This window comes from Variovorax paradoxus, from assembly GCF_029919115.1.
Classification (GTDB): Bacteria; Pseudomonadota; Gammaproteobacteria; order Burkholderiales; family Burkholderiaceae_C; genus Variovorax; species Variovorax paradoxus_O.
Genome location: NZ_CP123990.1, coordinates 2,575,689 through 2,602,525, shown reverse-complemented (window position 1 = coordinate 2,602,525; position 26,837 = coordinate 2,575,689). Strand labels below are relative to the sequence as shown.

General features: G+C 64.8%; 23 protein-coding genes and 3 tRNA genes. 16 read left to right on the top strand and 10 right to left on the bottom strand.

Annotated elements, in window-relative coordinates; all coding sequences use genetic code 11:
• Positions 1-90: 90 nt before the first annotated feature.
• From clpX to QHG62_RS12630, 7 genes are all read left to right on the top strand, one after another.
• Positions 91-1,356, top strand: coding sequence for an ATP-dependent Clp protease ATP-binding subunit ClpX (gene clpX, locus QHG62_RS12660; RefSeq protein WP_281151168.1), 1,266 nt, complete (start codon positions 91-93; stop codon positions 1,354-1,356).
• 130 nt (positions 1,357-1,486) lie between these two features.
• Complete coding sequence (gene lon / locus QHG62_RS12655) at positions 1,487-3,925, top strand: endopeptidase La (RefSeq protein WP_157614308.1); 2,439 nt, start codon at positions 1,487-1,489, stop codon at positions 3,923-3,925.
• Positions 3,926-3,979: 54 nt separating this feature from the next.
• Positions 3,980-4,055 (top strand) — tRNA-Gly (locus QHG62_RS12650).
• Between the two features lie 63 nt (positions 4,056-4,118).
• Positions 4,119-4,192: transfer RNA gene (locus QHG62_RS12645), tRNA-Cys, on the top strand.
• A gap of 104 nt (positions 4,193-4,296) precedes the next feature.
• A tRNA-Leu gene (locus QHG62_RS12640) sits at positions 4,297-4,388 on the top strand.
• A gap of 22 nt (positions 4,389-4,410) precedes the next feature.
• The gene (locus QHG62_RS12635) at positions 4,411-5,043 is read left to right on the top strand and encodes a DUF6806 family protein (RefSeq protein WP_281151167.1); all 633 of its coding nucleotides are present in this window, start codon (positions 4,411-4,413) and stop codon (positions 5,041-5,043) included.
• Between the two features lie 39 nt (positions 5,044-5,082).
• Positions 5,083-6,390 carry an MFS transporter gene (locus QHG62_RS12630; protein ID WP_281151166.1) on the top strand — a complete coding sequence of 436 codons (1,308 nt, stop codon included), beginning with the start codon at positions 5,083-5,085 and terminating at the stop codon, positions 6,388-6,390.
• Positions 6,391-6,405: 15 nt separating this feature from the next.
• Here the strand turns inward: QHG62_RS12630 and QHG62_RS12625 are convergent, their stop codons facing one another.
• From QHG62_RS12625 to proV, 6 genes are read right to left on the bottom strand one after another with little or no spacing between them, the layout of a single operon-like run.
• The gene (locus QHG62_RS12625) at positions 6,406-7,185 is read right to left on the bottom strand and encodes a hypothetical protein (RefSeq protein ID WP_281151164.1); all 780 of its coding nucleotides are present in this window, start codon (positions 7,183-7,185) and stop codon (positions 6,406-6,408) included.
• Positions 7,186-7,196: 11 nt separating this feature from the next.
• Entirely contained in the window at positions 7,197-8,009 is an 813-nt protein-coding gene (gene murI, locus QHG62_RS12620) for a glutamate racemase (protein WP_281151163.1), read from the bottom strand.
• Positions 8,006-9,559: a fumarate hydratase gene (locus tag QHG62_RS12615; protein WP_281151161.1), complete on the bottom strand. Its 1,554-nt coding sequence runs from the start codon at positions 9,557-9,559 to the stop codon at positions 8,006-8,008. Before QHG62_RS12615 ends, murI begins: the two co-directional genes overlap by 4 nt.
• A gap of 59 nt (positions 9,560-9,618) precedes the next feature.
• Entirely contained in the window at positions 9,619-10,626 is a 1,008-nt protein-coding gene (gene proX, locus QHG62_RS12610) for a glycine betaine/L-proline ABC transporter substrate-binding protein ProX (protein ID WP_281151160.1), read from the bottom strand.
• Between the two features lie 22 nt (positions 10,627-10,648).
• Positions 10,649-11,794: a glycine betaine/L-proline ABC transporter permease ProW gene (gene proW, locus QHG62_RS12605; RefSeq protein WP_281151158.1), complete on the bottom strand. Its 1,146-nt coding sequence runs from the start codon at positions 11,792-11,794 to the stop codon at positions 10,649-10,651.
• Positions 11,795-11,814: 20 nt separating this feature from the next.
• The gene (gene proV / locus QHG62_RS12600; protein WP_281151157.1) at positions 11,815-13,068 is read right to left on the bottom strand and encodes a glycine betaine/L-proline ABC transporter ATP-binding protein ProV; all 1,254 of its coding nucleotides are present in this window, start codon (positions 13,066-13,068) and stop codon (positions 11,815-11,817) included.
• Positions 13,069-13,569: 501 nt separating this feature from the next.
• Here proV and fumC point away from each other — a divergent pair.
• Complete coding sequence (gene fumC, locus QHG62_RS12595; RefSeq protein ID WP_281151156.1) at positions 13,570-14,967, top strand: class II fumarate hydratase; 1,398 nt, start codon at positions 13,570-13,572, stop codon at positions 14,965-14,967.
• Between the two features lie 66 nt (positions 14,968-15,033).
• Here the strand turns inward: fumC and QHG62_RS12590 are convergent, their stop codons facing one another.
• Positions 15,034-15,651 carry an NAD(P)-dependent oxidoreductase gene (locus tag QHG62_RS12590; protein ID WP_281151155.1) on the bottom strand — a complete coding sequence of 206 codons (618 nt, stop codon included), beginning with the start codon at positions 15,649-15,651 and terminating at the stop codon, positions 15,034-15,036.
• Between the two features lie 101 nt (positions 15,652-15,752).
• Between QHG62_RS12590 and QHG62_RS12585 the strand changes: the two genes are divergently transcribed.
• Entirely contained in the window at positions 15,753-16,670 is a 918-nt protein-coding gene (locus QHG62_RS12585; RefSeq protein WP_281151154.1) for a LysR family transcriptional regulator, read from the top strand.
• Positions 16,671-16,690: 20 nt separating this feature from the next.
• On the opposite strand, the gene QHG62_RS12580 is transcribed toward QHG62_RS12585, so the two are convergent.
• The gene (locus QHG62_RS12580; RefSeq protein WP_281151153.1) at positions 16,691-17,329 is read right to left on the bottom strand and encodes a YqhA family protein; all 639 of its coding nucleotides are present in this window, start codon (positions 17,327-17,329) and stop codon (positions 16,691-16,693) included.
• 145 nt (positions 17,330-17,474) lie between these two features.
• Here QHG62_RS12580 and acs point away from each other — a divergent pair, with 145 nt between their 5' ends.
• Complete coding sequence (gene acs, locus QHG62_RS12575) at positions 17,475-19,475, top strand: acetate--CoA ligase (RefSeq protein ID WP_281151152.1); 2,001 nt, start codon at positions 17,475-17,477, stop codon at positions 19,473-19,475.
• A 140-nt stretch (positions 19,476-19,615) separates the two neighbouring features.
• On the top strand, positions 19,616-20,116 hold the full coding sequence (locus QHG62_RS12570; protein ID WP_281151151.1) for a LapA family protein: 501 nt from the start codon (positions 19,616-19,618) through the stop codon (positions 20,114-20,116).
• Here QHG62_RS12570 and QHG62_RS12565 read toward each other — a convergent pair whose 3' ends face one another.
• Positions 20,117-20,422, bottom strand: coding sequence for a c-type cytochrome (locus tag QHG62_RS12565; RefSeq protein WP_281151150.1), 306 nt, complete (start codon positions 20,420-20,422; stop codon positions 20,117-20,119).
• Positions 20,423-20,527: 105 nt separating this feature from the next.
• Here QHG62_RS12565 and QHG62_RS12560 point away from each other — a divergent pair, with 105 nt between their 5' ends.
• A complete protein-coding gene (locus QHG62_RS12560) occupies positions 20,528-20,776 on the top strand; it encodes a TIGR04438 family Trp-rich protein (protein WP_126749684.1) in 249 nt (82 codons plus the stop codon).
• Positions 20,777-20,858: 82 nt separating this feature from the next.
• Here the strand turns inward: QHG62_RS12560 and ilvD are convergent, their stop codons facing one another.
• On the bottom strand, positions 20,859-22,553 hold the full coding sequence (gene ilvD, locus QHG62_RS12555) for a dihydroxy-acid dehydratase (RefSeq protein WP_281151149.1): 1,695 nt from the start codon (positions 22,551-22,553) through the stop codon (positions 20,859-20,861).
• 107 nt (positions 22,554-22,660) lie between these two features.
• On the opposite strand from ilvD, the gene QHG62_RS12550 reads away from it, so the two are divergent.
• From QHG62_RS12550 to QHG62_RS12535, 4 genes are all read left to right on the top strand, one after another.
• Positions 22,661-23,599, top strand: coding sequence for a LysR family transcriptional regulator (locus QHG62_RS12550; protein ID WP_281151148.1), 939 nt, complete (start codon positions 22,661-22,663; stop codon positions 23,597-23,599).
• 56 nt (positions 23,600-23,655) lie between these two features.
• Entirely contained in the window at positions 23,656-24,477 is an 822-nt protein-coding gene (gene lgt / locus QHG62_RS12545) for a prolipoprotein diacylglyceryl transferase (RefSeq protein ID WP_281151147.1), read from the top strand.
• Positions 24,478-24,599: 122 nt separating this feature from the next.
• Positions 24,600-25,268 (top strand): GntR family transcriptional regulator, encoded by a 669-nt coding sequence (locus QHG62_RS12540; RefSeq protein WP_281151146.1) that lies wholly within the window; start codon positions 24,600-24,602, stop codon positions 25,266-25,268.
• Positions 25,269-25,317: 49 nt separating this feature from the next.
• Positions 25,318-26,790, top strand: coding sequence for a malonyl-CoA decarboxylase (locus QHG62_RS12535; RefSeq protein ID WP_281151145.1), 1,473 nt, complete (start codon positions 25,318-25,320; stop codon positions 26,788-26,790).
• Positions 26,791-26,837: the final 47 nt, after the last annotated feature.

The following is a 26,837-nucleotide window of genomic DNA, read 5'->3' as shown; positions in this document are numbered from 1 at the left end:
GCCAAAAAGGCAAAAACGGCGTTTTCCCCACGGGAAACGCCGTTTTTGTTTAGTTATCATTGTCCCCACCCCGTTACGAGGCACCTGTCCATGGCCGAAAAAAAAGGCTCTTCCAGCGAAAAAACGCTTTATTGCTCGTTCTGCGGCAAGAGCCAGCATGAGGTCAAAAAGCTGATCGCGGGCCCTTCGGTCTTCATTTGCGACGAGTGCATCGACCTTTGCAACGAAATCATCCGCGACGAGCTCCCGGCCGGTGAAGAGGCGCGCGAGTCGCGCAGCGACCTGCCCACGCCGCTGGAGATCAAGACCAACCTCGACAACTACGTGATCGGCCAGGAGCCGGCCAAGCGCATGCTGTCGGTGGCGGTGTACAACCACTACAAGCGCCTGCGCCACAAGGAAAAGGCCAAGGGTGACGACGTCGAACTCAGCAAGAGCAACATCTTGCTGATCGGTCCCACGGGCTCGGGCAAGACGCTGCTCGCGCAAACCCTGGCCCGCATGCTCGACGTGCCCTTCGTCATGGCCGACGCCACCACGCTCACGGAAGCGGGCTATGTGGGCGAAGACGTCGAGAACATCATCCAGAAGCTGCTGCAGAGCTGCAACTACGAGGTCGAGCGCGCCCAGCGCGGCATCGTCTACATCGACGAAATCGACAAGATCTCGCGCAAGTCGGACAACCCCTCCATCACGCGGGACGTGTCGGGCGAGGGTGTGCAGCAGGCGCTGCTGAAGCTCATCGAAGGCACCATGGCCAGCGTGCCGCCCCAAGGCGGGCGCAAGCACCCGAACCAGGACTTCCTGCAGATCGATACGACCAACATCCTGTTCATCTGCGGCGGTGCGTTTGCCGGCCTCGAGAAGGTCATCGAAAACCGCACCGAAGCCTCGGGCATCGGCTTTGGCGCTTCGGTCAAGAGCAAGGCGCAGCGCAGCATCACCGAGGTGTTCCGCGAGGTCGAGCCTGAAGACCTGATCAAGTTCGGCCTGATTCCCGAACTCGTCGGCCGTATGCCCGTGGTGGCTTCGCTGGCCGAACTCAGCGAAGACGCGCTGGTGCAGATCCTGACCGAGCCCAAGAATGCGGTGGTCAAGCAGTTCACCAAGCTGCTGCAAATGGAAGGTGTCGACCTCGAGATCCGTCCCGCGGCGCTGAAGGCCATTGCCCGCAAGGCGCTGGCCCGCAAGACCGGGGCACGGGGCTTGCGTTCGATCCTCGAACAGTCGCTCATCGACACCATGTTCGAGCTCCCGAATGCCACCAACGTCGACAAGGTTGTGGTCGAAGAATCCACAATCGATGAAAACAAGCCGCCGCTGCTCGTGTACCGGGAAGCGGCCAAGAAGGCTTGAGCGAGGCTTGAATGAACGCGGCGCCGGCTCTTTCCACCAAAGCTTCCGGCGCCTTCGACAAAGACCGGGTGCATGGGCTTGAAATGCCCCAACACCCATCCATCTTTGCCTGATCAATCAAAGGATATTCATGTCCGGTCATACCCCCCTGCCTGCCGACGCGATCGACCTGCCGCTGCTGCCGCTGCGCGACGTCGTCGTGTTCCCCCACATGGTGATTCCGCTGTTCGTGGGGCGCCCCAAGAGCATCAAGGCGCTCGAGCTGGCCATGGAGGCCGAACGCCGCATCATGCTGGTGGCCCAGAAAGCCGCCGCCAAGGACGAGCCCTCGGTCGAGGACATGTTCGAGGTGGGTTGCGTCTCCACCATTTTGCAGATGCTGAAGCTGCCTGACGGCACCGTGAAGGTGCTGGTCGAAGGCCAGCAGCGCGCCCGCGTGAACCGCATCGACGACGGTGAAACCCATTTCACCGCCAACGTCACGCCTGTCGAGGCGCCCGAAGGCGGCGAGAAGGGCACTGAGGTCGAGGCGCTGCGCCGCGCCGTGATGCAGCAGTTCGACCAGTACGTCAAACTGAACAAGAAAATTCCGCCTGAGATCCTTACCTCGATCTCGAGCATCGACGATCCGGGCCGCCTGGCCGACACCATTGCGGCGCACCTGCCGCTCAAGCTCGACAACAAGCAGGCCGTGCTCGACCTCGACGACGTGAAGTCGCGGCTCGAGAACCTGTTCGGCCAGCTCGAGCGCGAGGTCGACATCCTCAATGTCGACAAGAAGATCCGCGGGCGCGTGAAGCGCCAGATGGAAAAGAACCAGCGCGACTTCTACCTCAACGAGCAGGTCAAGGCGATCCAGAAGGAGCTTGGCGAAGGCGAAGAGGGCGCGGACATCGAGGAGATCGAGAAAAAGATCAAGCTCGCCAAGATGCCCAAGGACGCGCTGAAGAAGGCCGAGGGCGAGCTCAAGAAGCTCAAGCTCATGTCGCCCATGTCGGCCGAAGCCACTGTGGTGCGCAACTACATCGACGTGCTGGTCGGCTTGCCGTGGAGCAAGAAGACCAAGATCAAGCATGACCTGGCCAACGCCGAGGCGGTGCTCAACGCCGACCACTATGGCCTCGAGAAGGTCAAGGACCGCATCCTTGAATATCTCGCGGTGCAGCAGCGTGTCGACAAGGTCAAGGCACCCATCCTGTGCCTCGTGGGCCCGCCAGGCGTGGGCAAGACCTCGCTCGGGCAGTCGATCGCCAAGGCGACCGGCCGCAAGTACACCCGCATGGCGCTGGGCGGCATGCGCGACGAAGCCGAGATTCGCGGCCACCGCCGCACCTACATCGGCGCGCTGCCGGGCAAGGTGCTGCAGGGGTTGAACAAGATCGGCACGCGCAATCCGCTGTTCCTGCTCGACGAAATCGACAAGCTGGGTACCGACTTCCGCGGTGATCCTTCGAGCGCGCTGCTCGAAGTGCTCGACCCGGAGCAGAACCACACCTTCGGCGACCACTATGTCGAGGTCGACTTCGACCTGTCCGACGTGATGTTCGTGGCCACCTCGAACTCGATGAACATTCCGCCGGCGCTGCTCGACCGGATGGAAGTCATCCGCCTCTCGGGCTACACCGAGGACGAGAAGACCAACATCGCAATCAAGTACCTGCTGCCCAAGCAGATGAAGAACAACGGCGTGAAGGAAGACGAGCTGCTCGTCACCGAAGAGGCCGTGCGCGACATCGTGCGCTACTACACGCGCGAAGCCGGCGTGCGTTCGCTCGAACGCGAGCTCTCCAAGATCTGCCGCAAGGTGGTGAAGGGTCTTCTGCTGAAGCAGCTCACGCCAAAGGTCACGGTCGACGGTGCCAACCTCAACGACTTCCTCGGTGTGCGCAAGTACAGCTTCGGCTTGGCCGAGAAGCAGAACCAGGTCGGCCAGGTGGTCGGTCTGGCCTGGACGGAAGTCGGTGGCGACCTGCTCACCATCGAAGCCGTCACCATGCCCGGCAAGGGCGTGATCAGCCGCACGGGTTCGCTCGGCGACGTGATGAAGGAATCGGTCGAGGCCGCGCGCACCGTGGTGCGCAGCCGTTCGCGCCGCCTTGGCATCAAGGACGAGATTTTCGAGAAGCGCGACATCCACATCCACGTGCCCGACGGCGCAACGCCCAAGGACGGCCCGAGTGCGGGTGCCGCGATGACGACGGCCTTCGTGTCGGCGCTCACGGGCATTCCGGTGCGAGCGGACGTCGCCATGACCGGCGAGATCACGCTGCGAGGCGAGGTCACCGCAATCGGAGGGCTGAAGGAAAAACTGCTGGCGGCATTGCGCGGCGGCATCAAGACCGTGCTCATTCCCGAGGAGAACGCGAAAGACCTGCAGGACATTCCCGAGAACGTGAAGAACGGCCTCGAGATCGTGCCGGTGAAGTGGATCGACAAGGTCCTGGAAATCGCGCTCGAGAAAATGCCGGAGCCGCTGTCCGACGAAGAAGTTGCGGCTTCCGCCGCTGCCGTGGCCGAACTGGCCAAGCAGCGCGAAGCACGCGCTTCCGAGGGTTCCGTCAAACATTGATTGGCAAAACTTGCCGGGCCCCGAAAAAGTGTTCTATAATTCGAGGCTCGAAACGCGGGAATAGCTCAGTTGGTAGAGCGCAACCTTGCCAAGGTTGAGGTCGAGAGTTCGAGACTCTTTTCCCGCTCCAGTTTTTGAAAAAGGGAAGCAATGCTTCCCTTTTTTTCGCGAGTTCGATTTCGTTTTTCAGCGTGGCGCGATAGCAAAGCGGTTATGCAACGGATTGCAAATCCGTCTAGCCCGGTTCGACTCCGGGTCGCGCCTCCACCTCTCTCTGATCAAGTTCGATCCACCCTCCACTGAAAATGAGCCCCGCCAACCTCGTTGCCGGGGCTCGTTTTGTTTGGGTTATCGTCGATGTTCAACCCGAGGCCCGGATGGTGAAATTGGTAGACACATCGGACTTAAAATCCGCCGCTTCCTTAATCGGGGCATACGGGTTCGACCCCCGTTCCGGGCACCACATCTAGACAAGGGAGCACACAATGCCTCGTTACAACGCTCCATTTGAAATTCATGTGCACGGCGACGTGCCGCTGCGGTCCGACGTCAGCTTCGACCAGATCCAGGAAGCGCTCAAGCCCCTCTGGACCTATGCGGGCGCCAAATCGCTGGCAGACGGTGCCACCAGCACCTACGAGGAGGAACCCGGCATCCGTTTCGAGCAGAAAGACCACATGCTCCAGATGTGCTGGACGGTGCCGGGCGACGAAGACTTTCGCCAGGCGCTCGACGAGATGTGCATGGCGCTGAACGAACTCTCCGAGCGCGGCGCGGCCATCGAGGTCACGTTCTACGACACCGACTTCGACGAGGAAGAGGGCGACCCCGAAGAAGAGTCGCGCGACGACTTCCTGATGCTGTTCGTCGGCCCCAATCCGGCCGCAATCATGCAGGTGCAGCGCGATTTGCTGGTGGAAGACGTCGTCAACCTCATGGAGCGCCACTTCGACGGTGCCGAACTGGGCGGCGTCGTCTCCGAAATCGACCGCCTCTTCAGCGACCGCTTCGATGCGCTCGTGAACTCGCTCGAAATCGGCAAGCGTCCGCGCGGCACCGGCGGCAGTGGCAGCGGCGGCGGGCATGGCGGGGGCCGCCGTCCGCGCCACCTGCACTGACGCGGTTCGCGAAGGCTCCGGCGCCCTGATCAACGCCGCATGGCGCTGTTTCCGTCCTCCGCCCTGAACGCCGGCGTGCGCAAGCGCGAGGTGTTCGGCTGGGCGATGTACGACTTTGCCAACTCGGGCTACACCACGGTCGTCATCACGGCCGTGTTTGCCGCCTACTTCGTGGGCGGCATCGCCAAGGGCGCGCCTTGGGCGGCCTTTGCATGGACGGCGGCACTCAGCGTCTCCTACGCCATCGTCATGCTCTCCATGCCCGCCATAGGGGCCTGGGCCGACCGGCGTGCAGCCAAGAAACGCGTGCTTGCCGTTGCGACCCTCGGCTGCGTCGTTGCAACGGCCGCGCTCGCGCTCACACCGGGCTTCTCCGGGGCCGAAGGCGTGGCCCTGGCCATGCTGCTGGTGATCGTCTCGAACACCTTCTATTCGTACGGCGAGTCGTTGACCGGCGCTTTCCTGCCCGAACTCGCAACAGCCGAGGGAATGGGCAAGGTCAGCGGCTGGGGATGGAGCTTCGGCTACGTCGGCGGCATGCTTGCGCTCGGCTTGTGCCTGGCTTATGTCCTTTCGGCCCAGGCCAAGGGGCTGCCGGCTTCGCACTTCGTTCCGGTCACCATGCTGATCACGGCGGCCATCTACGGCGGGGCGGCGTGCGCTACCTTTGCGTTGCTGCCAGAGCGCGCGCAGCCCCAGGCCGCCATCGAGGCGTTGGGCACCTGGCAGCGACTGCGCAACACCTTTGTGCAGGCCCGTGCGTACCGCGATTTCATGCGGCTCCTGGTCTGCACCGTTTTCTACCAGGGCGGGGTGGCGGTTGCCATCACGCTCGCAGCCATCTATGCAGAACAGGTCATCGGCTTCGTTGCAAGCGAGACCATGGTGCTGATCTTCGTGCTCAACCTGGCAGCCGCGCTGGGGGCGTTCAGCTTCGGCTATGTGCAAGACCGCATCGGCCACAAGGTTTCGCTGGCCGCCACGCTGGTGGCGTGGATTGCGGTGTGCGTAATTGCCGCCCTGGCAACCACCAAGGGAGCCTTCTGGTGGGCCGCGGCCATTGCGGGGCTCGCCATGGGCTCGAGCCAATCGGCTGGCCGCGCAATGACCGGCTATCTCGCGCCGCCACAGCAGCTCGCCGAGTTCTTCGGCCTCTGGACCTTCGCCACGCGGCTGGCGAGCATCATCGGTCCACTGATGTTCGGCGCCATTGCCTGGGCCGCTGGCGGCAACCAGCGCATTGCCATTCTCTCGACGGCGGCGTTGTTCGTGGTCGGCCTGTTGCTGTTGCTGCCCATCGACATGGCGCGGGGCCGGGCCGCGGCCCTGCGCACAGCCGATAGATAAAAAAAAGCCGGCAGGTCAGGGCATTTGCGGCTGCAGGGACTTCGGTACCCGGTACCGATCACCGTCGTAGCGCAGCGTCACATTGCTCAACCGTGTAAGCAGGGCTTTTTCAGTGCAGCCCAGGTCTTCCTGCATTTGCGCATGGCTTTGCACCAGCGTGCGCGAGAGTTGCAGGTCGGCGTAGCCGTTGCTGGTCGATTTGCCGACCGAAAGCATGGTGCGCAGTTTTTCGAATCGGCCGGTGCAGGTGCTGTCCCATTCGCCGCTGTCGTGGTCGAGTTCTACTTCTTGCAGCACCTGGCGCAACTTGCTTCCGTGATGCACGTAGAGGCGAATGGTTTCGCTCGCAGCCGAGCTGCCGGGTGCCGTGCTCTTGTAGCGCACGCGCAGCCCGAAGGCACGCGTGTCGGACGACAGCACGTAGCGCGAAGTGTCGATGCGAACGTCCTGGATGGCCGTGGCGTTGTCTTCGTCAAGCGCTTCGGGCTGGAAGACACGGCCGATGACCGTGTCGCGCTCGGTGTTGCCGTTGTCCGGCCGCTGGATCAGCAGCAGCTCCAGGTCGAACACCTTGGCGCCGGTACTGCTGGTTTCGCGCGGCACGGGCAGCACCACGATGCTGCGCCCCGGAAACGCCGGCCAGGGCTTGCATGCGGCGAGCCGTTCGTCGAGCGCGCGGTTCGGATACAGCTTCGCGTGCATGCGCTCGGCCAGGCCGCTTTCGCAGGCCGCGTGGCTGAGGCCTGCGGCCGAGAGGCACAGCAGGAGCAGGGTGTGGCGCAAGACCAGGCGCATGCCGAACGGTTTCAGGCGGCGGTTGCTGCGGGCGCTGCCGCATCTTGTTGCCGGGGCTTTTGCAGCCAGTGCGCGGCGGCAGCTTCGAGCACGGCCAAGTCGCCGCTGCCCTGCAGGACCAGTCCTCCCTCGCCGCTGCCTGCGAGGCGCCCGAGCGAAGCCAGCACGCGCCGGGTTTGCTGCGCAACCGGCGCGCCGGTGTCGATGAAGCGCAGCGTTGGCGGTGCATGGCGCTGCAGTTCGTTCTTCACGAGCGGGTAGTGCGTGCAACCGAGCACCACGGTATCGACCTGGCCGGGTGCATCGCCGAAAGGCCCGGCCTCAGCCATGTAGCGTTCGCACAGCGCGGCAATGGCCGCGGTGTCGAGGCCTTCGATGGCCTTCACGAGTCCGTCGCAGGGCACGGCGCGCACGGTTGCAGACCGGGCAAAAGATCCGCGCAGCGCCGCGTACTTGGCGCTGGCCAGCGTGCCGCGCGTGGCCATCACCGAGATGTGCCCTGTGCGGCTTGTTGCCACGGCCGGCTTGAGCGCAGGCTCCAGGCCCACGATGGGCAACCCCGGATGCTCTGCGCGCAGCAGGTGGATAGCGGCCGTGGTGGCCGTGTTGCAGGCCACCACCAATGCCTTGATGCCGTGCTCGCCGATGAGCTGTTCGGTCACCTTTCGCGAGCGTTCGATCACATAGGCATCGCCGCGCTCGCCATACGGCGCGTAGGCGGTGTCGGCAAAATAGACGAAGCGCTCGTGCGGCAGCTCGGCGCGCAGCGCGGCGAGCACGCTGAGCCCGCCGACACCGCTGTCGAACACGCCGACCAGGCTCAAGCTTCTTCCATCATGATGGTCTTGAACTCGCCGCTGGCAATGCGCTTCTGCCACTCGGCCGGGCCGGTGATGTGCGCGCTGGTGCCGCCCGCGTCGACTGCCACCGTCACGGGCATGTCGACCACGTCGAACTCATAAATCGCTTCCATGCCCAGGTCTTCGAAGCCCACCACCTTGGCGGTCTTGATGGCCTTGCTTACCAGGTAGGCTGCACCGCCCACGGCCATGAGGTAGGCGCTCTTGTGCTTCTTGATGGCTTCGATGGCAACCGGGCCGCGCTCGGCCTTGCCGATCATCGCGATCAGGCCGGTTTCGGCCAGCATCATTTCGGTAAAGCCGTCCATGCGCGTGGCCGTGGTCGGGCCTGCCGGGCCCACGGCCTCATCGCCGACCGGATCGACCGGGCCGACGTAGTAGATGACGCGGTTGGTGAAGTCGACCGGCAGCTTCTCGCCCTTGGCCAGCATGCCCTGGATGCGCTTGTGCGCGGCGTCGCGGCCGGTGAGCATCTTGCCGTTGAGCAGCAGGGTGTCGCCCGGCTTCCAGCTTGCCACTTCGGCGGGCGTGAGCTTGTCGAGATCGACGCGCTTGCTCTTCTTCTCGTCGGGCGCCCAGTTCACGTCGGGCCACAGGTCGAGCGACGGCGGATCGAGGTACACCGCGCCGCTGCCGTCCATCACGAAGTGCGCATGCCGGGTGGCCGCGCAGTTGGGAATCATGGCAACGGGCTTGCTGGCCGCATGCGTCGGGTACATCTTGATCTTGATGTCCAGCACGGTGGCCAGGCCGCCCAGGCCCTGCGCGCCGATGCCCAGGGCGTTGACCTTCTCGTACAGTTCGATGCGCAGCGCCTCGACCTTGCTGAGTTCGGCGCCCGAGGCCTTCTTGGCCTGCAGTTCGTGCATGTCGAGGTCGTCCATCAGGCTTTCCTTGGCCATCAGCGCGGCTTTCTCGGCCGTGCCGCCAATGCCGATGCCCAGCATGCCGGGCGGGCACCAGCCGGCGCCCATGGTGGGCACCGTCTTCAGCACCCAGTCGACCACGCTGTCGCCGGGGTTCAGCATGACCAGCTTGCTCTTGTTCTCGCTGCCGCCGCCCTTGGCCGCCACCGTCACTTCGACCGTGTTGCCCGGAATGATTTCGGTGAAGATCACCGCGGGCGTGTTGTCCTTGGTGTTCTTGCGGTCGAACTGCGGATCGGCCACGACCGAGGCGCGCAGCGTGTTGTCGGGGTGGTTGTAGCCGCGGCGCACGCCTTCGTTGACGGCGTCGTCCAGCGAGCCGGTGAAGCCGCCCCAGCGCACGTCCATGCCCACCTTGAGGAACACGTTGACGATGCCGGTGTCCTGGCAGATCGGGCGGTGGCCCGTGGCACTCATCTTGCTGTTGGTGAGGATCTGCGCAATGGCGTCCTTGGCGGCGGGGCTCTGCTCGCGCTCGTAGGCCTTGGCCAGGTGTGCGATGTAGTCGGCGGGGTGGTAGTAGCTGATGTACTGCAGCGCGGCGCTGATCGATTCGATCAGGTCGGCCTGCTGGATCGTGGTCGTCATGGTGGGGGGGTGTTCTTTGGAGTGTGGAAACGCCCCCCGATTATCTCAGCCGCCGCGTTCTACCTTGCGGCGGCCCGGGCTTCCTCGATCCAGCCCTCGAACAGCGGCCGGTGCGCCTGGATCCAGCCGTCCGCGTGGCGCTCCAGGTCTTGCTGGGTGCTGGCGCCCTGGCTCATGCGCAGGTTCTGGGCGTTGATGTCGCCGATCGGCAGTTTCATCACTTCGAACAGCCTGCCGGCGGCCGGATTCTTCTCGACGAAAGCCCGGTTGGCGACGATCTGCTCCTGGTTGGCCTGGAAACCGTAGTTCTTGCCGTTGGGGAGTTGCGTGTCTGCATTGCCGCCCTGGGAGGAAGAGGAGGGCACCTGCAGCCACACAACGTCCGCGCCCGGGCGCAGTACGGCGCTCACCCAGTACGGCGTCCACGTGTAGTACAGCACCGGCTTGTCCTGCTTGAAGCGGGCGATGGTGTCGGCCATCAGCGCGGCGTAGCTGCCCTGCTTGTGCGTGACGGTGTCGCGCAGCTGGTAGGCCGTCAGGTGGCTCTCGATCGCCAGTTCGCAGCCCCAGCCCGGGTTGCAGCCGGTGAGGTCGGCCTTGCCGTCGCCGTCTGCGTCGAACAGCTTGGCGATGGCCGGGTCTTTCAATTGCGCGATGTTGGTGATGTTGTACTGCTCGGCCGTCTTGCGGTCGATCAGGTAGCCCTGCACCGCACCGTCCGAATACACGCCCTTGCGCCACAGCTTGGCATCGCCACCGCTGTTCTTGTAGAAGTCGGCGTGCAGCAGGCTCCAGTGGTTGGCCATGAAAGTGGCGTCTCCGTTGGCGATGGCCAGGTGCTCGGTGGCGGGCTCGAGGTCCTTCATGGGTTCCACCCTGTAGCCGAGCTTTTCGAGCGCGCGCATCACCAGCAGCGTCTGGAACGCTTCTTCGGCGAGCGAGCTCTTGAGCGGCTGCACGGTCACGCCTTGGCCGGGCAGGTCGTTGGCGGCCTGTGCGCCCATGCAGAAGGCGGTGAAGCCGAGCGCCAGCAGGCTGCGGGCGATGATGAGACTGGTCTTCTTCATGCGTCGGATTCCTGCGTGGTGGTCATTGCGCTTGCGTGGAAAGGGCGGGAGCCGGCTCGCTCGCATCGCGCTGCGGCGCACTCACGAGCCGCTGCAGCAGGCGTAGTGCAAACCCGGCGGGGCCGGCATGCCACCAGCGGCGACCGGCGCTGCGGCGCGATTTGCCCATGGCCTGCGTGAGGCGGTCGAGCGAAATAGCCAGCAGAACAATGCCCAGGCCGCCCACAGTGGCCAGCCCCATGTCGAGCCGGCCAATGCCGCGCAGCACCATCTGGCCGAGGCCGCCGACGGCGATCATCGAAGCGATCACCACCATCGACAGCGAAAGCATCAGCGCCTGGTTGATGCCCGCCATGATCGACGGCATGGCCAGCGGCAGTTGCACCTTCACCAGCATCTGCCAGGGCGAGGCGCCATAGGCGCGCGCAGCCTCGATCAGGTCGGGCCGCACCTGGCGCAGGCCCAGGTTGGTCAGGCGCACGAGCGGGGCGAGCGCAAAGATGATCGTCACGATCACGCCCGGCACGTTGCCGATGCCGAACAGCATCACCACCGGCACCAGGTACACGAAGGCCGGCGTGGTCTGCATCGCGTCGAGCACCGGGCGCGTGAGGTGCTGGGCGCGCTCGCTGCTGGCCAGCAATATGCCGAGCGGCAGGCCGATGATCAAGCAGAACACCAGCGAGGTCAGCACGAGCGACAGCGTGACCATCGCCTCGGGCCAGATGCCCAGCATGGCCACGAGCAGCAGCGCCACCGTGGTGCCGATGGCGAGCGCGCGGCCCGCGAACTGCCAGGCGAACAGACCGATGAGCGCGATCATCGCGAGCGTCGGCAGGCCGGTCAGCAGGCCCTGCACCCAGTTCAGCGTGCTGTCGATGGGCAGGCGCACGGCCTGGAAGAAGGGGCGGAAATGCTCGACCACCCAGCCGAGGCCCTGGTTGATCCAGGATTCGACGGGAAGGGAGCCGTCCCAGAGGCGGTGCAGTTGCAGTCCGCCGGCCATGGCATCGGCCGGGCCGGGCAATGGATGGGCCATGTCGACGGGGGCGTCGAGCCAGCCGCTGGTGGCCGATGTGTCGGGCGCAGCCGAGAGTGCTTCCCACGGATCGACGAAGGTGGGGGTTGCGGGCGTGCTCAGGTCGGAAGGAAGTGTGTTGTCGTTCATCGTTCAGGGACTTCGTGAATTCAGTGCGGTTCGGCAGCGAGGGCGGGCGCGGCATTGGGCAGGACGGGCTCGATCGGCGGCGTGTCGCGGTCGAGGAACTTGAGCAACGTCGTCTTGCTGATCGCACCGCAGAAGCGGCCGTCGTTCGCCACCACCGGCAGCGCGCACGGCGCCTGCGCGAGCTGGCCGATGAGGCCGGCCACCGGCGCCTCGGCGTCGATGCGCGGCAGGTCGGCCAGGAACGCGTGCTGCAGCCCCAGCGAGCCCGAATGCCCGTCGAGCGCGGTTCGCAGCGTGTCGGCCGAAACCACACCGAGGTAGCGCTTGTTCGGATTCACCACATAGGCGAACTCGCGGTCCTGGTCTTCGAGCAGCTTGAGTGCCGCGCGCGCACCACGCTCCGGGTGCTCGCACACAACCGTCAGCGACTTGCGCGCGATGTCCGCCGCCTTGAACACGGCCGCCGCGTCGACGCCCCGCACGAAGCTGCGCACGTAGTCGTCCGCGGGGCTTCGCAATATCTCGTCGGGCGTACCGACCTGGATCACGTGGCCGTCCTTCATGATCGCAATGCGGTCGCCGATGCGCATCGCTTCGTCGAGGTCGTGCGAGATGAAGACGATGGTGCGGCGCTGCTCTTTCTGCAGCCGCAGCAGCTCCGACTGCATCTCGGTGCGGATGATCGGGTCGAGCGCCGAGAAGGCCTCGTCCATCAGCAGGATCGAAGGGTCTGAAGCCAGCGCCCGCGCCAGGCCCACGCGCTGCTGCATGCCGCCGGAGAGTTCGTCGGGGTAGCTGTCGCCCCAGCCCGCCAGGCCCACCTGCGCAAGCGCCAAGTCGGCTTGCGCAAGGCGCTCCTTCTTGCCGGTGCCCGAGAGCTCCAGGCCAAACGCGGTGTTCTCGCGCACCGTCATGTGCGGCATGAGCGCAAACGACTGGAACACCATGCTGATGTCCTTGCGGCGCAGTGCGCGCAGCCTGGCGTCGGAGTGCTCGTTGATGTCTGCGCCGTCGATCACGATGCGCCCGGCGGTCGGCTCGATCAGCCGGTTCAGGAGGCGCACCAGCGTCGACTTGCCAGAGCCCGAGAGGCCCATGATCACGAAGATCTCACCGGCCTGGATCTCGAAGGTGGCATCGAACACGCCGATCGACTGGCCCGTTTGCGCGAGGATTTCCTTCTTCGAAAAACCTTGGCGGACCAGTTCGAGTGCCTGCTCGGGTGAATCGCCGAACACCTTGAAGACGTGGTCGATGAGAATTCCTTTGGCCATACGCCGGGGACTCCTTGTGAGATGTTTTGACACAGCACCGCCCCTGAAGCAGAAGGCGGCAACGGTCACGCCATCAGCCGAGGGGCAGGCTGAACACAGAGCGCGAGAAAACGCGTGCAATGGCCCGGCGAACCTCTGGGGCTGCCGACAGGCACTGAAGACGACGTGGCGACGAAACCAGTGCCCGCCGAAAGGTGGCGTGGCAGTGGGGCCGGAAACGATCCGGCCGGTTTTGCCGGACAGGGCCCGGCGCGAGAACCTTGCACCGCGACGGGATTCGGAGATCCGCGAGTAGTGCAGGGCCGATCAACATGACTTGTTGGTCGTCTGGAGCCCACGATTATAACTTTTTGACATGACGCGGGTCAACCCGACGGGCGTAACGTGATGTTTGGCGGCGGGCCGAATGGCCCCGTCAAATGCGAGCCATTCTTATTGGCGGATACTGGGGCCCGCGTCCGATCAGGTGGCGCGACCTTCCATGATTGCGGAGCTTTTCTCATGACGACTTCCCCCAAGACCCGTGCCGAGCGCGATACCTTCGGTCCGATCGACGTGCCGGCCGACAAGCTGTGGGGCGCGCAAACGCAGCGCTCGCTGCAGAACTTCGACATTTCAGGCGAGCAGCAGCCGCGCGAGATCATCAAGGCGCTGGCGCAGGTCAAGCGAGCATCGGCCGTGGTCAACCACGCACTGGGCCTTCAGGACGAAAAGAAGACCAAGGCCATCGTTGCCGCGGCCGATGAAGTCATCGCCGGCAAGCACCCGGGCGAGTTTCCGCTCGTGGTGTGGCAGACCGGCTCGGGCACGCAGACCAACATGAACGTGAACGAGGTGCTGGCCAACCGCGCAAGCGAATTGCTCGGCGGCGAGCGCGGGGAAGGGCGCCTGGTGCATCCCAACGACGACGTGAACCGCAGCCAGTCGAGCAACGACGTGTTCCCCACTGCGATGCACGTGGCCGCCGTGGAGGCCATCACGCACAAGCTTCTGCCGGCCATCGCCAAGCTGCGCGGCACGCTCGAGCAAAAGTCGAAGGACTTTGCCGACATCGTGAAGATCGGCCGCACCCACCTGCAAGACGCCACGCCGCTCACGCTGGGTCAGGAGTTCTCGGGCTACGTGGCGCAACTCGCGCACTGCGAAGCGCACGTGCGCGCCGCGCTGCCGCACCTGTGCGAACTGGCGCTCGGCGGCACCGCCGTGGGCACCGGACTCAATGCGCCCAAGGGCTATGCGGAGCAGGTGGCGGCCGAACTGGCCAAACTCACGGGCCTGCCTTTCGTGACCGCGCCGAATAAATTCGAAGCCATGGCCAGCGTCGATGCGCTGGTGCATGCGCACGGCGCGCTCAAGACATTGGCGGCCAGCATGACCAAGATTGCCAACGACGTGCGCTGGCTCGCGAGCGGCCCGCGCAGCGGCATCGGCGAACTCAGCATTCCCGAAAACGAGCCCGGCTCGTCGATCATGCCGGGCAAGGTCAACCCGACGCAGAGCGAAGCCGTCACGATGCTGGCCGCACAGGTGTTCGGCAATGACGTGGCCATCAACATCGGCGGCGCTTCGGGCAACTTCGAACTCAATGTGTTCCGGCCGATGGTGGCGCACAACTTCTTGCAGAGCGTGCGCCTCCTGGCCGACGGCATGGTGAGCTTCAATGACCACTGCGCGGTGGGTATCGAGCCGAACCGCGAGCGCATCACCGAGCTGGTGCAGCGCTCGCTGATGCTGGTGACCGCGCTCAACACGCACATCGGCTACGACAAGTCGGCCTACATCGCAAAGAAGGCGCACAAGGAAGGCACGAGCCTGCGCGAAGCGGCAATCGCTTCGGGGCACCTCACGGCCGAACAGTTCGACCAGTGGGTGGTGCCTGAAAACATGACGGGCCGGTAAGACCGTCTCGCCCATGAAAAAAGGACCCGCGGGTCCTTTTTTGTTTGCCGGCCGATCAGTGGTCGATCAATAGCCGATGGTGTAGCGCTGGCGCGAGTGCGCGGGCTTCTCGAGCTCGTCGATGAACGCGATCGCGTAGTCTTCAAAAGTGATCCAGCTGCGGCCCTCGGCGCTCACCAGCAGGTCGTCCTTGCCGAGGCGGAACTTGCCGGTGCGCTCGCCTTCGACGAATTCGGCGGAGGGCGAGAGAAAGGTCCAGTCGAGTTCGTTCTCATTGCGCAGCGCGTCGAGGAACACACCGCCTGCCGTTGCTTCGGCGCGGTAGGCATCGGGGAAATTCGGCGTCTCGATGACCTTCAGTCCGGGCGCCGCGAACAGGCTGCCCGCGCCGCCGACCACCAGCAGCCGCTTCACGCCCGCGCGCTTCACCGGCTCGATGATGGCTGCTGGCGGCACCGTGGAGAAGTGCGCAGCGCTGAACACCGCGTCGTGGCCGGCCACGGCCTTTTCCAGCGCTTCACCGTCCAGCACATCGAGGTCGACTGCCTTCACATTGGCGCGCCCGGAGAGCTTGGCGGTTGCCTTGCGGGCAATGGCCGTCACGGTGTGGCCGCGGCGCAGGGCCTCTTCGAGAAGGCGGCTGCCGGCACGACCGGTGGCGCCGATGATGGCAATGTGGCTCATGAATGCTCCAGAAAAGTTGATTCGATGAAGCGCATCTTAGGTTTCTGGTTTCGAAAGAAATACCTCGGATTTCGCGTTTCTTTATTCCTAAAATCGTTCGAATGGATCGTTTGAACGCAATGCGGGTCTTCGTGACCGTGGTGGATTCGGGCAGCCTCTCTGCGGCGGCCGACAAGCTCGACCTTTCGCGGCCGGTGGTCACGCGCTACGTGGCTGAACTGGAGCAATGGACCGGCGCGCGCCTTTTGCACCGCACCACGCGGCGGCTGAGCCTTACTGCCGCGGGCGAAGAGCTGCTGCCGCGCTGCCGCCAGGTCCTCGAGCTCGCGGGCGACATGCAGGCAGCGGTGCGGCACCCGGCGGAGGCGCCGCGCGGGCAGCTGCGCATCACGGCCAGCACCTCGTTCGCGCAGGCGCAGTTGGCCGACGCCGTGGCCGACTACGTGCGGCTTTATCCGGGCGTGGCAGTCGACCTGGTGCTGCTCGACCGGGCGGTGAACCTGGTGGACGAGCGCATCGATCTCGCAATCCGGGTGGCGGTGGAGATCGATCCCAACCTGATCGCGCGCAGGCTCACGGATTGCCGATCCGTGGTGTGCGCTTCCCCCGGGTATCTGAAGGAGCACGGCGAACCGCTGCGCGTGGAAGAACTGGCCCAGCGCAACTGCCTCACGCATTCTTACTTCGGGCGCAGCCTCTGGAACTTCACACGCAAGGACGACGGCACGCCCGTCTCGGTGGCGGTAGGCGGCAACGTGTCGACCAACGATGCCGCGAGCCTGATGCAGCTTGCGCGGTCTGGGGCCGGCATCGCGATGTTGCCGACTTACCTGACGTCATGCCTTTTGAAGTCCGGCGAACTGGTGCGCCTGTTTCCTGAATTCGAGCCGCAGGTGGTGGGCATGTATGCGGTGTATGCCTCGCGCAAGCACATGCCGGCCACGCTGCGCACGATGCTCGACTTTCTGGCCGGGCGATTCACGGAGGTGCCGGCCTGGGACGCGCCGCGCGCCGGGTAGGGCGCGCGGGCCTGTTCTCTTCAGTGGGGAGCGCCGGGCCTGGAGGCGTTTCCGGTCATCAGCTTGTCGGTATAGGCGATGGCGATGGCCGACAGCAGGAAGGTGATGTGGATCACCGTCTGCGCAATCAGCACGCGGTCGGTGTAGTTGTCCGCGTTGATGAAGGTCTTCAGCAGGTGGATCGAGCTGATGCCGATGATGGCGGTTGCCAGCTTGACCTTGAGCACCGAGGCGTTCACATGGCTCAGCCATTCGGGTTGGTCGCGGTGGCCTTCCAGGTCCATGCGGCTCACAAAGGTTTCGTAGCCGCCGACGATCACCATGATGAGCAGGTTCGAGATCATCACCACGTCGATCAGCGCCAGCACCACCAGCATGATCACCGTTTCGTTGAGCGTGCCCACCGGCGCCGTGGTCTTGTAGCCGATGCTGGTGATCAGCGCCTGCAGCGCATCCTTGTTGCCGAAGGCGGCTTCGACAAGGTGCAGCAGTTCGACGAGGAAGTGCACCACGTACACCGCCTGCGCCACGATCAGGCCCAGGTACAGCGGCAGCTGGAGCCAGCGGCTGGCAAAAATAAGCTTGGGCAGCGGCCGAAGCGGCGAGCCGCGGGCTGGTACGGGCGGGTTCCGGGTATCGAAGGGGTCGGGAGCGGACATCGGGAGGAAGGTTGGAAACGACCGGGGATTCTAGGGGTGCCCTCGTGTCGGGCCCGTGATAACCCTGCGAACTAATATCGGACCGTCAGTGACCCGTAAGTGGGTCCGCCGACATTACGGCCGCACCTACCCAGGAGACAAGAGAATGAGCAGCAGCGCATCGAAGAACATCGAATCCGTTCTGGTCGAGAACCGCGTGTTCCCGCCCGACACCCGCGCCACCCAAGGTGCCCGCATTGCCGGCATGGCCGCCTACGAGGCGCTGTGCAAGGAAGCCGAGCAGGATTTCGAGGGCTTCTGGACCCGCCAGGCCCAGGCCAACCTGAACTGGACCAAGCCGTTCACCCGCACGCTCGACGAATCGAAGGCGCCGTTCTACGAATGGTTCGGCGACGGCGAGCTCAACGCCAGCGCCAATTGCCTGGACAAGCACATGGGCACGCCGGTCGAGAACAAGACGGCCATCGTCTTCGAGGCCGACGACGGCACCGTCACCAACGTCACCTACAAGGAACTGCTCGGCCGCGTGAGCCAGTTTGCCAATGCGCTCAAGGCCGCCGGCATCCAGAAGGGCGACCGCGTCATCATCTACATGCCGATGACGGTCGAAGGCGTGATTGCCATGCAGGCCTGCGCGCGCATCGGCGCTACGCACAGCGTGGTGTTCGGCGGCTTCTCGGCCAAGGCGCTGCAGGAGCGCATCATCGACGCCGGCGCCGTGGCTGTCATTACCGCCAATTACCAGCTGCGCGGCGGCAAGGAGCTGCCGCTCAAGGCCATCGTCGACGACGGCATTGCGATGGGCGGCTGCGAGTCGATCAAGACCGTGTTCGTCTACGAGCGCACGTCCTCCGCATGGAACCGCGTCGAAGGCCGCGACAAGACCTTCGACGAGGCGCTGAAGGGCCAGAGCACCGATTGCCCGCCGGTGGCGGTGAATGCGGAGCATCCGCTCTTCATTCTGTACACCTCGGGTTCCACCGGCAAGCCCAAGGGCGTGCAGCACGCCACCGGCGGCTACCTGCTGTGGGCCAAGCTCACGATGGATTGGACCTTCGACGTCAAGCCCGAAGACGTGTTCTGGTGCACGGCCGACATCGGCTGGATCACCGGCCACACCTATGTGGCCTACGGTCCGCTCGCGGCCGGCGCCACGCAGGTGGTGTTCGAGGGCATTCCCACTTTCCCGCACGCGGGCCGCTTCTGGCAGATGATCGAGAAGCACAAGGTGTCGGTGTTCTACACCGCGCCCACCGCCATCCGTTCGCTCATCAAGGCGGCCGAGGGCGACGAGAAGGTGCATCCGAAGAACTGGGACCTGACCAGCTTGCGCATCCTCGGTTCGGTGGGCGAGCCCATCAACCCCGAGGCATGGATGTGGTACCACCGCAATATCGGCGGCGAGCGCTGCCCCATCGTCGACACCTTCTGGCAGACCGAGACCGGCGGCCACGTGATCACGCCGCTGCCGGGCGCCACGCCGCTGGTGCCGGGCTCTTGCACCCTGCCGCTGCCGGGCATCATGGCCGCCATCGTCGACGAAACCGGCAAGGACCTGCCCAACGGCGCGGGCGGCATGCTGGTCATCAAGCGGCCCTGGCCCTCGATGATCCGCACCATCTGGAATGACCCCGAGCGCTTCAAGAAGAGCTACTTTCCGGAAGAGATGGGCGGCACCATCTATCTGGCAGGCGACGGCGCGGTGCGCAGCGCCGACCGCGGCTACTTCCGCATCACGGGGCGCATCGACGACGTGCTCAATGTGTCGGGCCACCGTCTCGGCACGATGGAAATCGAATCGGCGCTCGTGTCCAAGACCGACCTCGTGGCAGAGGCCGCCGTGGTCGGTCGGCCCGACGACGTGACGGGCGAGGCCGTGTGCGCCTTCGTCGTGCTCAAGCGCAGCCGCCCGACCGGCGAAGAGGCCAAGCAGATCGCCAACGAGCTGCGCGCCTGGGTGGCCAAGGAAATCGGGCCGATTGCCAAGCCGAAGGACATCCGCTTCGGGGACAACCTGCCCAAGACGCGCAGCGGCAAGATCATGCGGCGCCTGCTGCGCAGCATCGCCAAGGGCGAGGCCATCACGCAGGACACGTCCACGCTCGAAAATCCTGCAATTCTGGAACAGTTGTCACAGACCAATTGATTCGATCTGTAGGACATGGCCGTTAGTGGGAAGCAGGGGCTGTTGCGGCCCGCGGCCTGAGGTACAACCAGCGGACTTGCCGTGCGCCGGGGCGCGCATGGCGCGTTCCGTTGTGTTCGATCTGTCCGAAGGAGGCCCCCATGGGTGTGAGATCTGCTTTCCTGTTTGCCATTCTGCTGCTGATCGCGGCCCTTGCCGCGCTCAACTGGGGCACGCTGTCGACGCCCGTGCCGGTCTCGCTGGGCTTCATGACCGTTTCTGCGCCGCTGGGCCTCATGATGCTGGGGCTCACCGTGGCCTTGGGCGTCTTCTTCCTGGTCTATGTGCTGTACCTGCACAGCTCGGTGCTGCTGGACGCCAAGCGCCACAACAAGGAAATGCAGGTGCAGCGCGACCTTGCCGACAAGGCCGAGGCTTCGCGCTTTACCGAGCTGCGCAACTTCCTGGAAGCACAAGAGAACAAGCACATGGCGGAGAACGCCGAGCGCCATGCCGCATTGATTGCGAGGCTGGGGCAGGTCGAGAGCGTGATCCGTCAGCGCTCGGAGCAGTCGGACAACACAGTGGCTGCGCACATCGGCCAGCTCGAAGACCGCATCGAGCGCCGGCCGTTGCCCACGGACATCGATCCGCGGGTTTGATCAGCGCGTTGCCAGCACCCAGGCCGCGAGCTTCTTGGCGTCGGCTTCGCTGACCTGGTTGTTGGCGGGCATGGGCACCGGCCCCCACACGCCCGAACCACCCTTGATGATCTTTGCCGCGAGCATGTCGGCGGCGCCGGCGTTGCCCTTGTACTTGGCGGCCACATCCTTGAACGCGGGGCCAAGCACCTTGCGGTCGACCGCATGGCAGCTCATGCAGTTTTTCGACGTGGCCAGCGCCAGGTCGGCAAAGGCGGGCGCCGCCAGGCCAAGGCCCAAAAGCGCGAAGGACAGGAGTCTTTTCATGGGGCTTATTTCGTAATGGCTGGGTTACATTCGATCTAACGCGATTGTAGGTAACGCCGTGTACCGGCGTCCGGAAGCGTTTCCAATAAACCCGAGGGATTCGCGATGCTTTTTCTGCTGTTGGGCCTGCTGGGCATAGGCCTGAAATACTTCGAAGTGGGCATGGTCGCCGGCTGGAGCTGGTGGATCGTGCTGTCGCCTTTTGCGCTGGCCGTGGCGTGGTGGGCGTGGGCCGATTCGTCGGGCTACACAAAGCGCAAGGTCATCGAGCGCGAAGAGCGGCGCAAGCAGGCGCGCATCGACCGCCAGCGCAGCAACATGGGCCTGCCGCCCAACAACCGCCCGAAGCGCTGACACTCCATGCGCGGGATCACGACTGCATGAGTGCGCGGCCCGCGCCATGGGCGGGCCGCCCACCCCATGTTCGCCCGCTTTTTCAGAACTTGTCGAGCACCGCACCCGAGCTTGCGCTCGATGCATTGAACGCGAACTTGGCCTGCACGCCGCGCGTGTAGCGCGGAGCCGGCGGCTTCCAGCCTTCGCGGCGCTTGGCAAGCTCTGCTTCGGGCACGTTGAGTTCGAGCACCAGCTTGTGCGCATCGATGGTGATCGAATCGCCTTCGTTCACGAACGCAATGGTGCCGCCGGCCGCCGCTTCAGGCGCCACGTGGCCCACCACCATGCCCCAGGTGCCGCCCGAAAAGCGGCCGTCGGTGATGAGGCCCACGCTTTCGCCCAGGCCCGCGCCGATGAGCGCGCCCGTCGGCGCCAGCATTTCGGGCATGCCCGGGCCACCCTTGGGGCCCAGGTAGCGCAGCACCATCACGTCGCCCGCCTTGATCTTGCCGTCAAGAATGGCCTTCAGCGCCGACTGCTCGTCATCGAACACGCGCGCAGGGCCGGTGATCACGGGGTTCTTCAGGCCGGTGATCTTGGCGACCGCGCCTTCGGGCGACAGGTTGCCCTTGAGGATGGCCAGGTGGCCTTCTTCGTACATCGGGTTGTCGATGGGGCGGATCACGTCCTGGTCGGCGCGCGGCACGTCGGGCACATCCTTCAGCACTTCGGCAATCGTCTGGCCGGTAATGGTGATGCAGTCGCCGTGCAGCAGGCCCGCGTTCAGCAGCACCTTCATCACCTGCGGAATGCCGCCGGCCTGGTGCAGGTCGACCGCAAGATACTTGCCCGAAGGCTTCAGGTCGCAGATCACCGGAACCTTCTTGCGCATGCGCTCGAAATCGTCGATGGTCCATTCGACCTCGGCCGCGTGCGCAATGGCCAGGAAGTGCAGCACTGCGTTGGTCGAGCCGCCCGTGGCCATGATGACGGCCACCGCGTTCTCGATGGCCTTCTTGGTCACGATGTCGCGCGGCTTCAGGTCTTTCTTGATCGCCTCGATCAGCACCTTGGCCGATTCCTTCGCCGAGTTGGCCTTTTCATCGTGCGGGTTGGCCATGGTCGACGAGTAGGGCAGCGAAATGCCCAGCGCCTCGAATGCACTGGACATGGTGTTGGCGGTGTACATGCCGCCGCACGAGCCGGTGCCCGGAATGGCACGCTTTTCGATCTCCAGCAGGTCTTCGTCGCTCATGTTGCCGGCGGCGTTCTGGCCCACGGCTTCGAACACGCTCACGATGTTGAGGTCTTGCCCCTTGTACTTGCCCGGCAGGATGGTGCCGCCGTACACGTAGATGGCGGGCACGTTGGCGCGCAGCATGCCCATGAGGCCGCCGGGCATGTTCTTGTCGCAGCCGCCGACCACCAGCACGCCGTCCATCCACTGGCCGCCCACGCAGGTCTCGATGCAATCGGAGATGACTTCGCGGCTCACCAGCGAGTACTTCATGCCTTCGGTGCCCATGGCCATGCCGTCGGAGATGGTGGGGGTACCGAACACCTGTGCGTTGCCGCCTGCTTCCTCGATGCCCGCAATGGCTGCGTCGGCCAGCTTCTGCAGGCCCGAGTTGCACGGCGTGATGGTGCTGTGGCCGTTGGCCACGCCGACCATCGGCTTCTTGAAATCGCTCTCCTGGTAGCCCATGGCGTAGAACATCGAGCGGTTGGGCGCGCGGCTCTTGCCTTCGACGATGTTCGCGCTGCGGCGGTTGATCTGGATTGGCTTGGTGTCCATGGTGGGTGTCTCTTCTCGTGGGGAAATTCTCGGGGAAGGGTCAAGTATCGGACTTCTCATTGATTCATTCCAATCCCTTTTTGTGCTTGGATTGATATGCTCGGCATATGAAAGAAGCCCTGATCGACCTGCGTGCCTGGCGCCAGTTCGTGGCCGTGGCCGAAGAACTTCATTTCGGCCGCGCCGCCGAGCGCCTTCACATGACCCAACCGCCGGTCACGCAGGCCATCGCCCAGCTCGAGAAGACATTGGGCGTGGCGCTGTTCGACCGCACCCGTCGGCGCGTGGCCCTTACGCCCGCCGGCGAAGCCTTGCTGCCCGACGTGCGCGAACTGCTCGCCCGCGCGCAGGCGCTGCCCGAAAGGGCCCGCGCGGCGGCGGCGGGGCAGGTGGGCCGGGTGCGCATTGCCTTTGTTTCGACCATCGGATTCGAGAAGCTGCCGGCCTGGGTGCGCGAATTCCGCGTGCTGTGCCCGGAGGTGGCGCTGGAACTTGTCGAGGCCACGGGCGACGTGCAGCTCGAAGCCTTTGCGCGCGGCGAGATCGACGCCGGGCTGATGCTCCATTCGCCCGGTGCAGCCCCGCCGGGCCTCGCGCGGTTGCCGGTGGAGCAGGAGCCGCTGGTGCTGGCCATGCCGGCGCAGCATGCGCTGGCGAGTGCGGCGCCCGTGCAACTGGCACAGGTGCTCGCGGAACCCCTGGTGATTTTTCCGCGCCGTATCGTGCCTTCGCTGCACGACGCGATTTTCAGTCTCTATCACTCGGCCGGCCGTACACCCACCTTGGCGCAAGAGGCCATCCAGATGCAGACCATCGTCAACCTGGTCTCAGGCGGCATCGGCTTGGCCTGGGTGCCGCACAGCGTGATGCAGTTCAAGCGCGCGGGCGTGGTCTACCGCCAGGCGCAAGAGTTCAAGGGACCGGGCCGCGGCCGGGTGGCGCTGCCTGCATGCGAAACCAGCCTGGTGTGGCCGGCACACGCGATGCATCCAGCGCTGGCGCGGTTCGTGGAGTTCGTTCGCGAGCGGACTCACAAGCGAGGTTGACCAGCGGTTGACCACAGCCGCGAGCAACGCCACATCGCCGGGGCACAATCTGCGCCATGCTCATGTACCCGCAGATCAATCCCGTCGCCCTGCAGCTGGGACCCGTCGCCATTCACTGGTACGGCCTGACCTACCTGGCCGCGTTCGCGCTGTTCTACTTTCTTGGCACGCGCCGCCTGCGGCACGAACCGTACCGCTCGCTCGCCGGTGCGGGCGCGTGGCAGCGCAAGGACATCGAGGACATTCTTTTTCTTGGCGTGATGGGCGTCATCGCGGGCGGGCGGCTCGGCTACTGCCTGTTCTACAAGCCCGAGTTCTATCTTTCGCATCCGCTCGAAATTCTCTATGTGTGGCAGGGCGGCATGAGCTTTCATGGCGGACTGCTGGGGGTGATTGCCGCAATGGTCTGGTTTGCGCGCTCTCGCGCCCGGCCGTTCTGGCAGGTGATGGACTTTGTCTCGCCCTGCGTGCCCACGGGCCTTGCGGCGGGCCGGGTGGGCAATTTCATCAACGGCGAGCTTTGGGGCCGTTTCAGCAGCCCCGACCTGCCATGGGGCATGGTGTTTCCGCAGAGCGGATCGATGCTGCCGCGCCACCCTTCGCAGGTTTACCAGTTCCTGCTCGAAGGGCTGCTGCTGTTCGTCATCATGTGGCTGTACGCACGCAAGGAACGCAAAGAGGGGCAAGTGGCCGCGGTATTCCTCATCGGCTATGGCGCGTTGCGCTTCATTGCCGAATACTTCCGCGAGCCGGACGACTTTCTGGGCCTGCGTGCGCTGAATCTGAGCCAGGGGCAATGGCTCAGCGTGCCCATGGTGCTCTTCGGCATCGGTCTTTGGCTCTGGGCCGCAAGGCGTCCCCGGCCGGTTGCCGCCTGAGCGGCAAGTTCTCAGGGTAAGCCCGGGCCGCGCATGGGTTGCGCGGCCCTTGCGCTGTATTGGTTGCGGGCTCACAATTATGCGTAATTACAGGAAATTACGCTGCTTCACAGCACTCCGCCATGCGCCTCGTTCCCAACTCACTGCACGACGAAGTCGCCGCAACGCTGCGTGAGCAGATCTTCGCGGGCGACCTGGCGCCGGGCAGCTTCCTGGACGAGGCGGCGCTCTGCGAAAGGCTGTCGATTTCGCGCACGCCCTTGCGCGAGGCGCTCAAGGTGCTCACGGCCGAGGGCCTGCTGCGGCACGAGCCGCGGCGCGGGTGCTTCGTGCGCGAGGTAACGGAGCGCGATCTCGATGAGATATTTCCGGTCATTGCCTTGCTCGAGGGCCGCTGCGCCTATGAGGCCGCGCGCAACGCAAGCGATGCCGAGCTGCACGAGCTGGACGCCCTGCATGAACGGCTGGTGCGCCATGCCAAGGCCAAGCGCATCAACGACTATTACGCCACCAACCACCTCATTCACGAAGCGATCATCCAGCTGGCCGACAACAAGTGGCTGGCGCAGGTGATCGGCGACCTGCGCAAGATTCTCAAGCTCGCGCGGCTCCAGCAACTGCACGCACCGGGCCGGCTCGAGCAAAGCCTGTCGGAGCATCTGGCGGTTTTTGCGGCGCTCAAGGCGCGCGACAGCGAAGGCGCGGATGCCGCCATGCGCACGCACCTGACCCGTCAGCGCGAGGCACTGCGCGAAGTGGCGCGGCAACAGAAATCCAGGGTGATGTCATGAACAACACAAAAAAGCGCATCTCCCGACCCAACCGAATTGGAGTTTGTCGATGAGTGCGACCGAATGGTTCCAGGCGCGGCTGCGCTCTGGCGACAAGTCAGACAACAAGGTGCCCGTGGCACCCGAGGGCGCGGCCCGCAGTGTGCCCAAGGCGGCCGCAAAGCCCGCAGCGCGCTCGACCACCGAGCGCATGCAGGCTACCTTGCGCAAGGCCGACGAGGCGTTGTCGCCGCGTGCCCTGCGCCGCGTGCTCACGGCCTTGCAATCGGTCATCGATCCACGCGTGAGCGAGGTGGAGGGCGGCCGCAGGGCACATGCCATTGCGCGCGAATACGCTGCCGCCACGCCGGAGGAGCGCCGCGACTATTGGGCGCTGATGAGCGAGCATTTCGCGGCCGATCCGCAAAAGCTCAAGTCCGCGCGCGACCAGCACCAGGCCGCCGTGGGCACGCCCGACGAAGGCCAGGCCGAGCTGAAGCTGCGGCGTGCGCTGGTGTCGCCTCGCATGCGGCTGCTGCAGCGCTTTGCGGTCGAGCCGGAGGGCATGCGCTTTCTGGTCGACCTGCGCGCCGAGCTGCTGCCTTTTCTCAAGTCCGACAAGCGGCTGATTGCGCTCGATGCCGAGCTGGAGCACTTGTTCTCCACCTGGTTCGACGTTGCGTTTCTCGAACTGCGCCGCATCGACTGGCATTCGCCTGCCTCGCTGATCGAAAAGCTGATTCGCTACGAGGCCGTGCACGACATCAAGAGCTGGACCGACGTGAAGAACCGGCTCGACGACAGCGACCGCCGCTGCTATGGCTTCTTTCATCCGCGGCTGCCCAATGAGCCGCTGATCTTTGTCGAGGTTGCGCTGGTCGATCGCATCAGCGACGGCATCATGCCGCTGCTCGATGAAGCCGCCGTGCCCATCCAGCCGGCCAAGGCGACCACCGCCATCTTCTATTCGATCAGCAACACCCAGAACGGCCTGCGCGGTGTGAGCTTTGGCGATTCGCTCATCAAGCGCGTGGTCGAGACGCTGCAGGACGAACTGCCGCGCCTGAAGACCTTTGCCACGCTCTCGCCGATTCCCGGCTTTCGCGCCTGGCTCTCCAAGAACGCCGCGGATCTGCTGCCGCGCCTGGACGAAAAACGAGAGGCCGAGCTTGGGCGCCTCGTCGGCTCGCTGCCGCCCACGGCCGACCGCCTGCTTGCGGCGGTAGACGGCGCTGCCACGCTCGATGCAAAGTCGCCGCTGCGCCAATGGCTGCTGCAGGCGGCGGCCGAGTACCTGGGCCACACGCTGATCGACGGCACGCCGGCCGACCCTGTGGCACGCTTTCACCTGGGCAACGGCGCCCGCGTGGAGCGGCTCAACTGGGCCGGCGACCCGTCGCCCAAGGGGCAAAAGCAGTCTTATGGCCTCATGGTCAATTACCTCTACGATCTCAAGCGGCTCGACAAGCATCGCGCATGGTTGGCCGAAGGCAAGGTGGCAGTTTCGGGAGATGTCGAAAGCCTGTTCTTCAAAAAAGGCTGAGTTCTGAAAGAAAAAGTCCGGCGCGCGAGGTGCCGGCGGCCGCATGG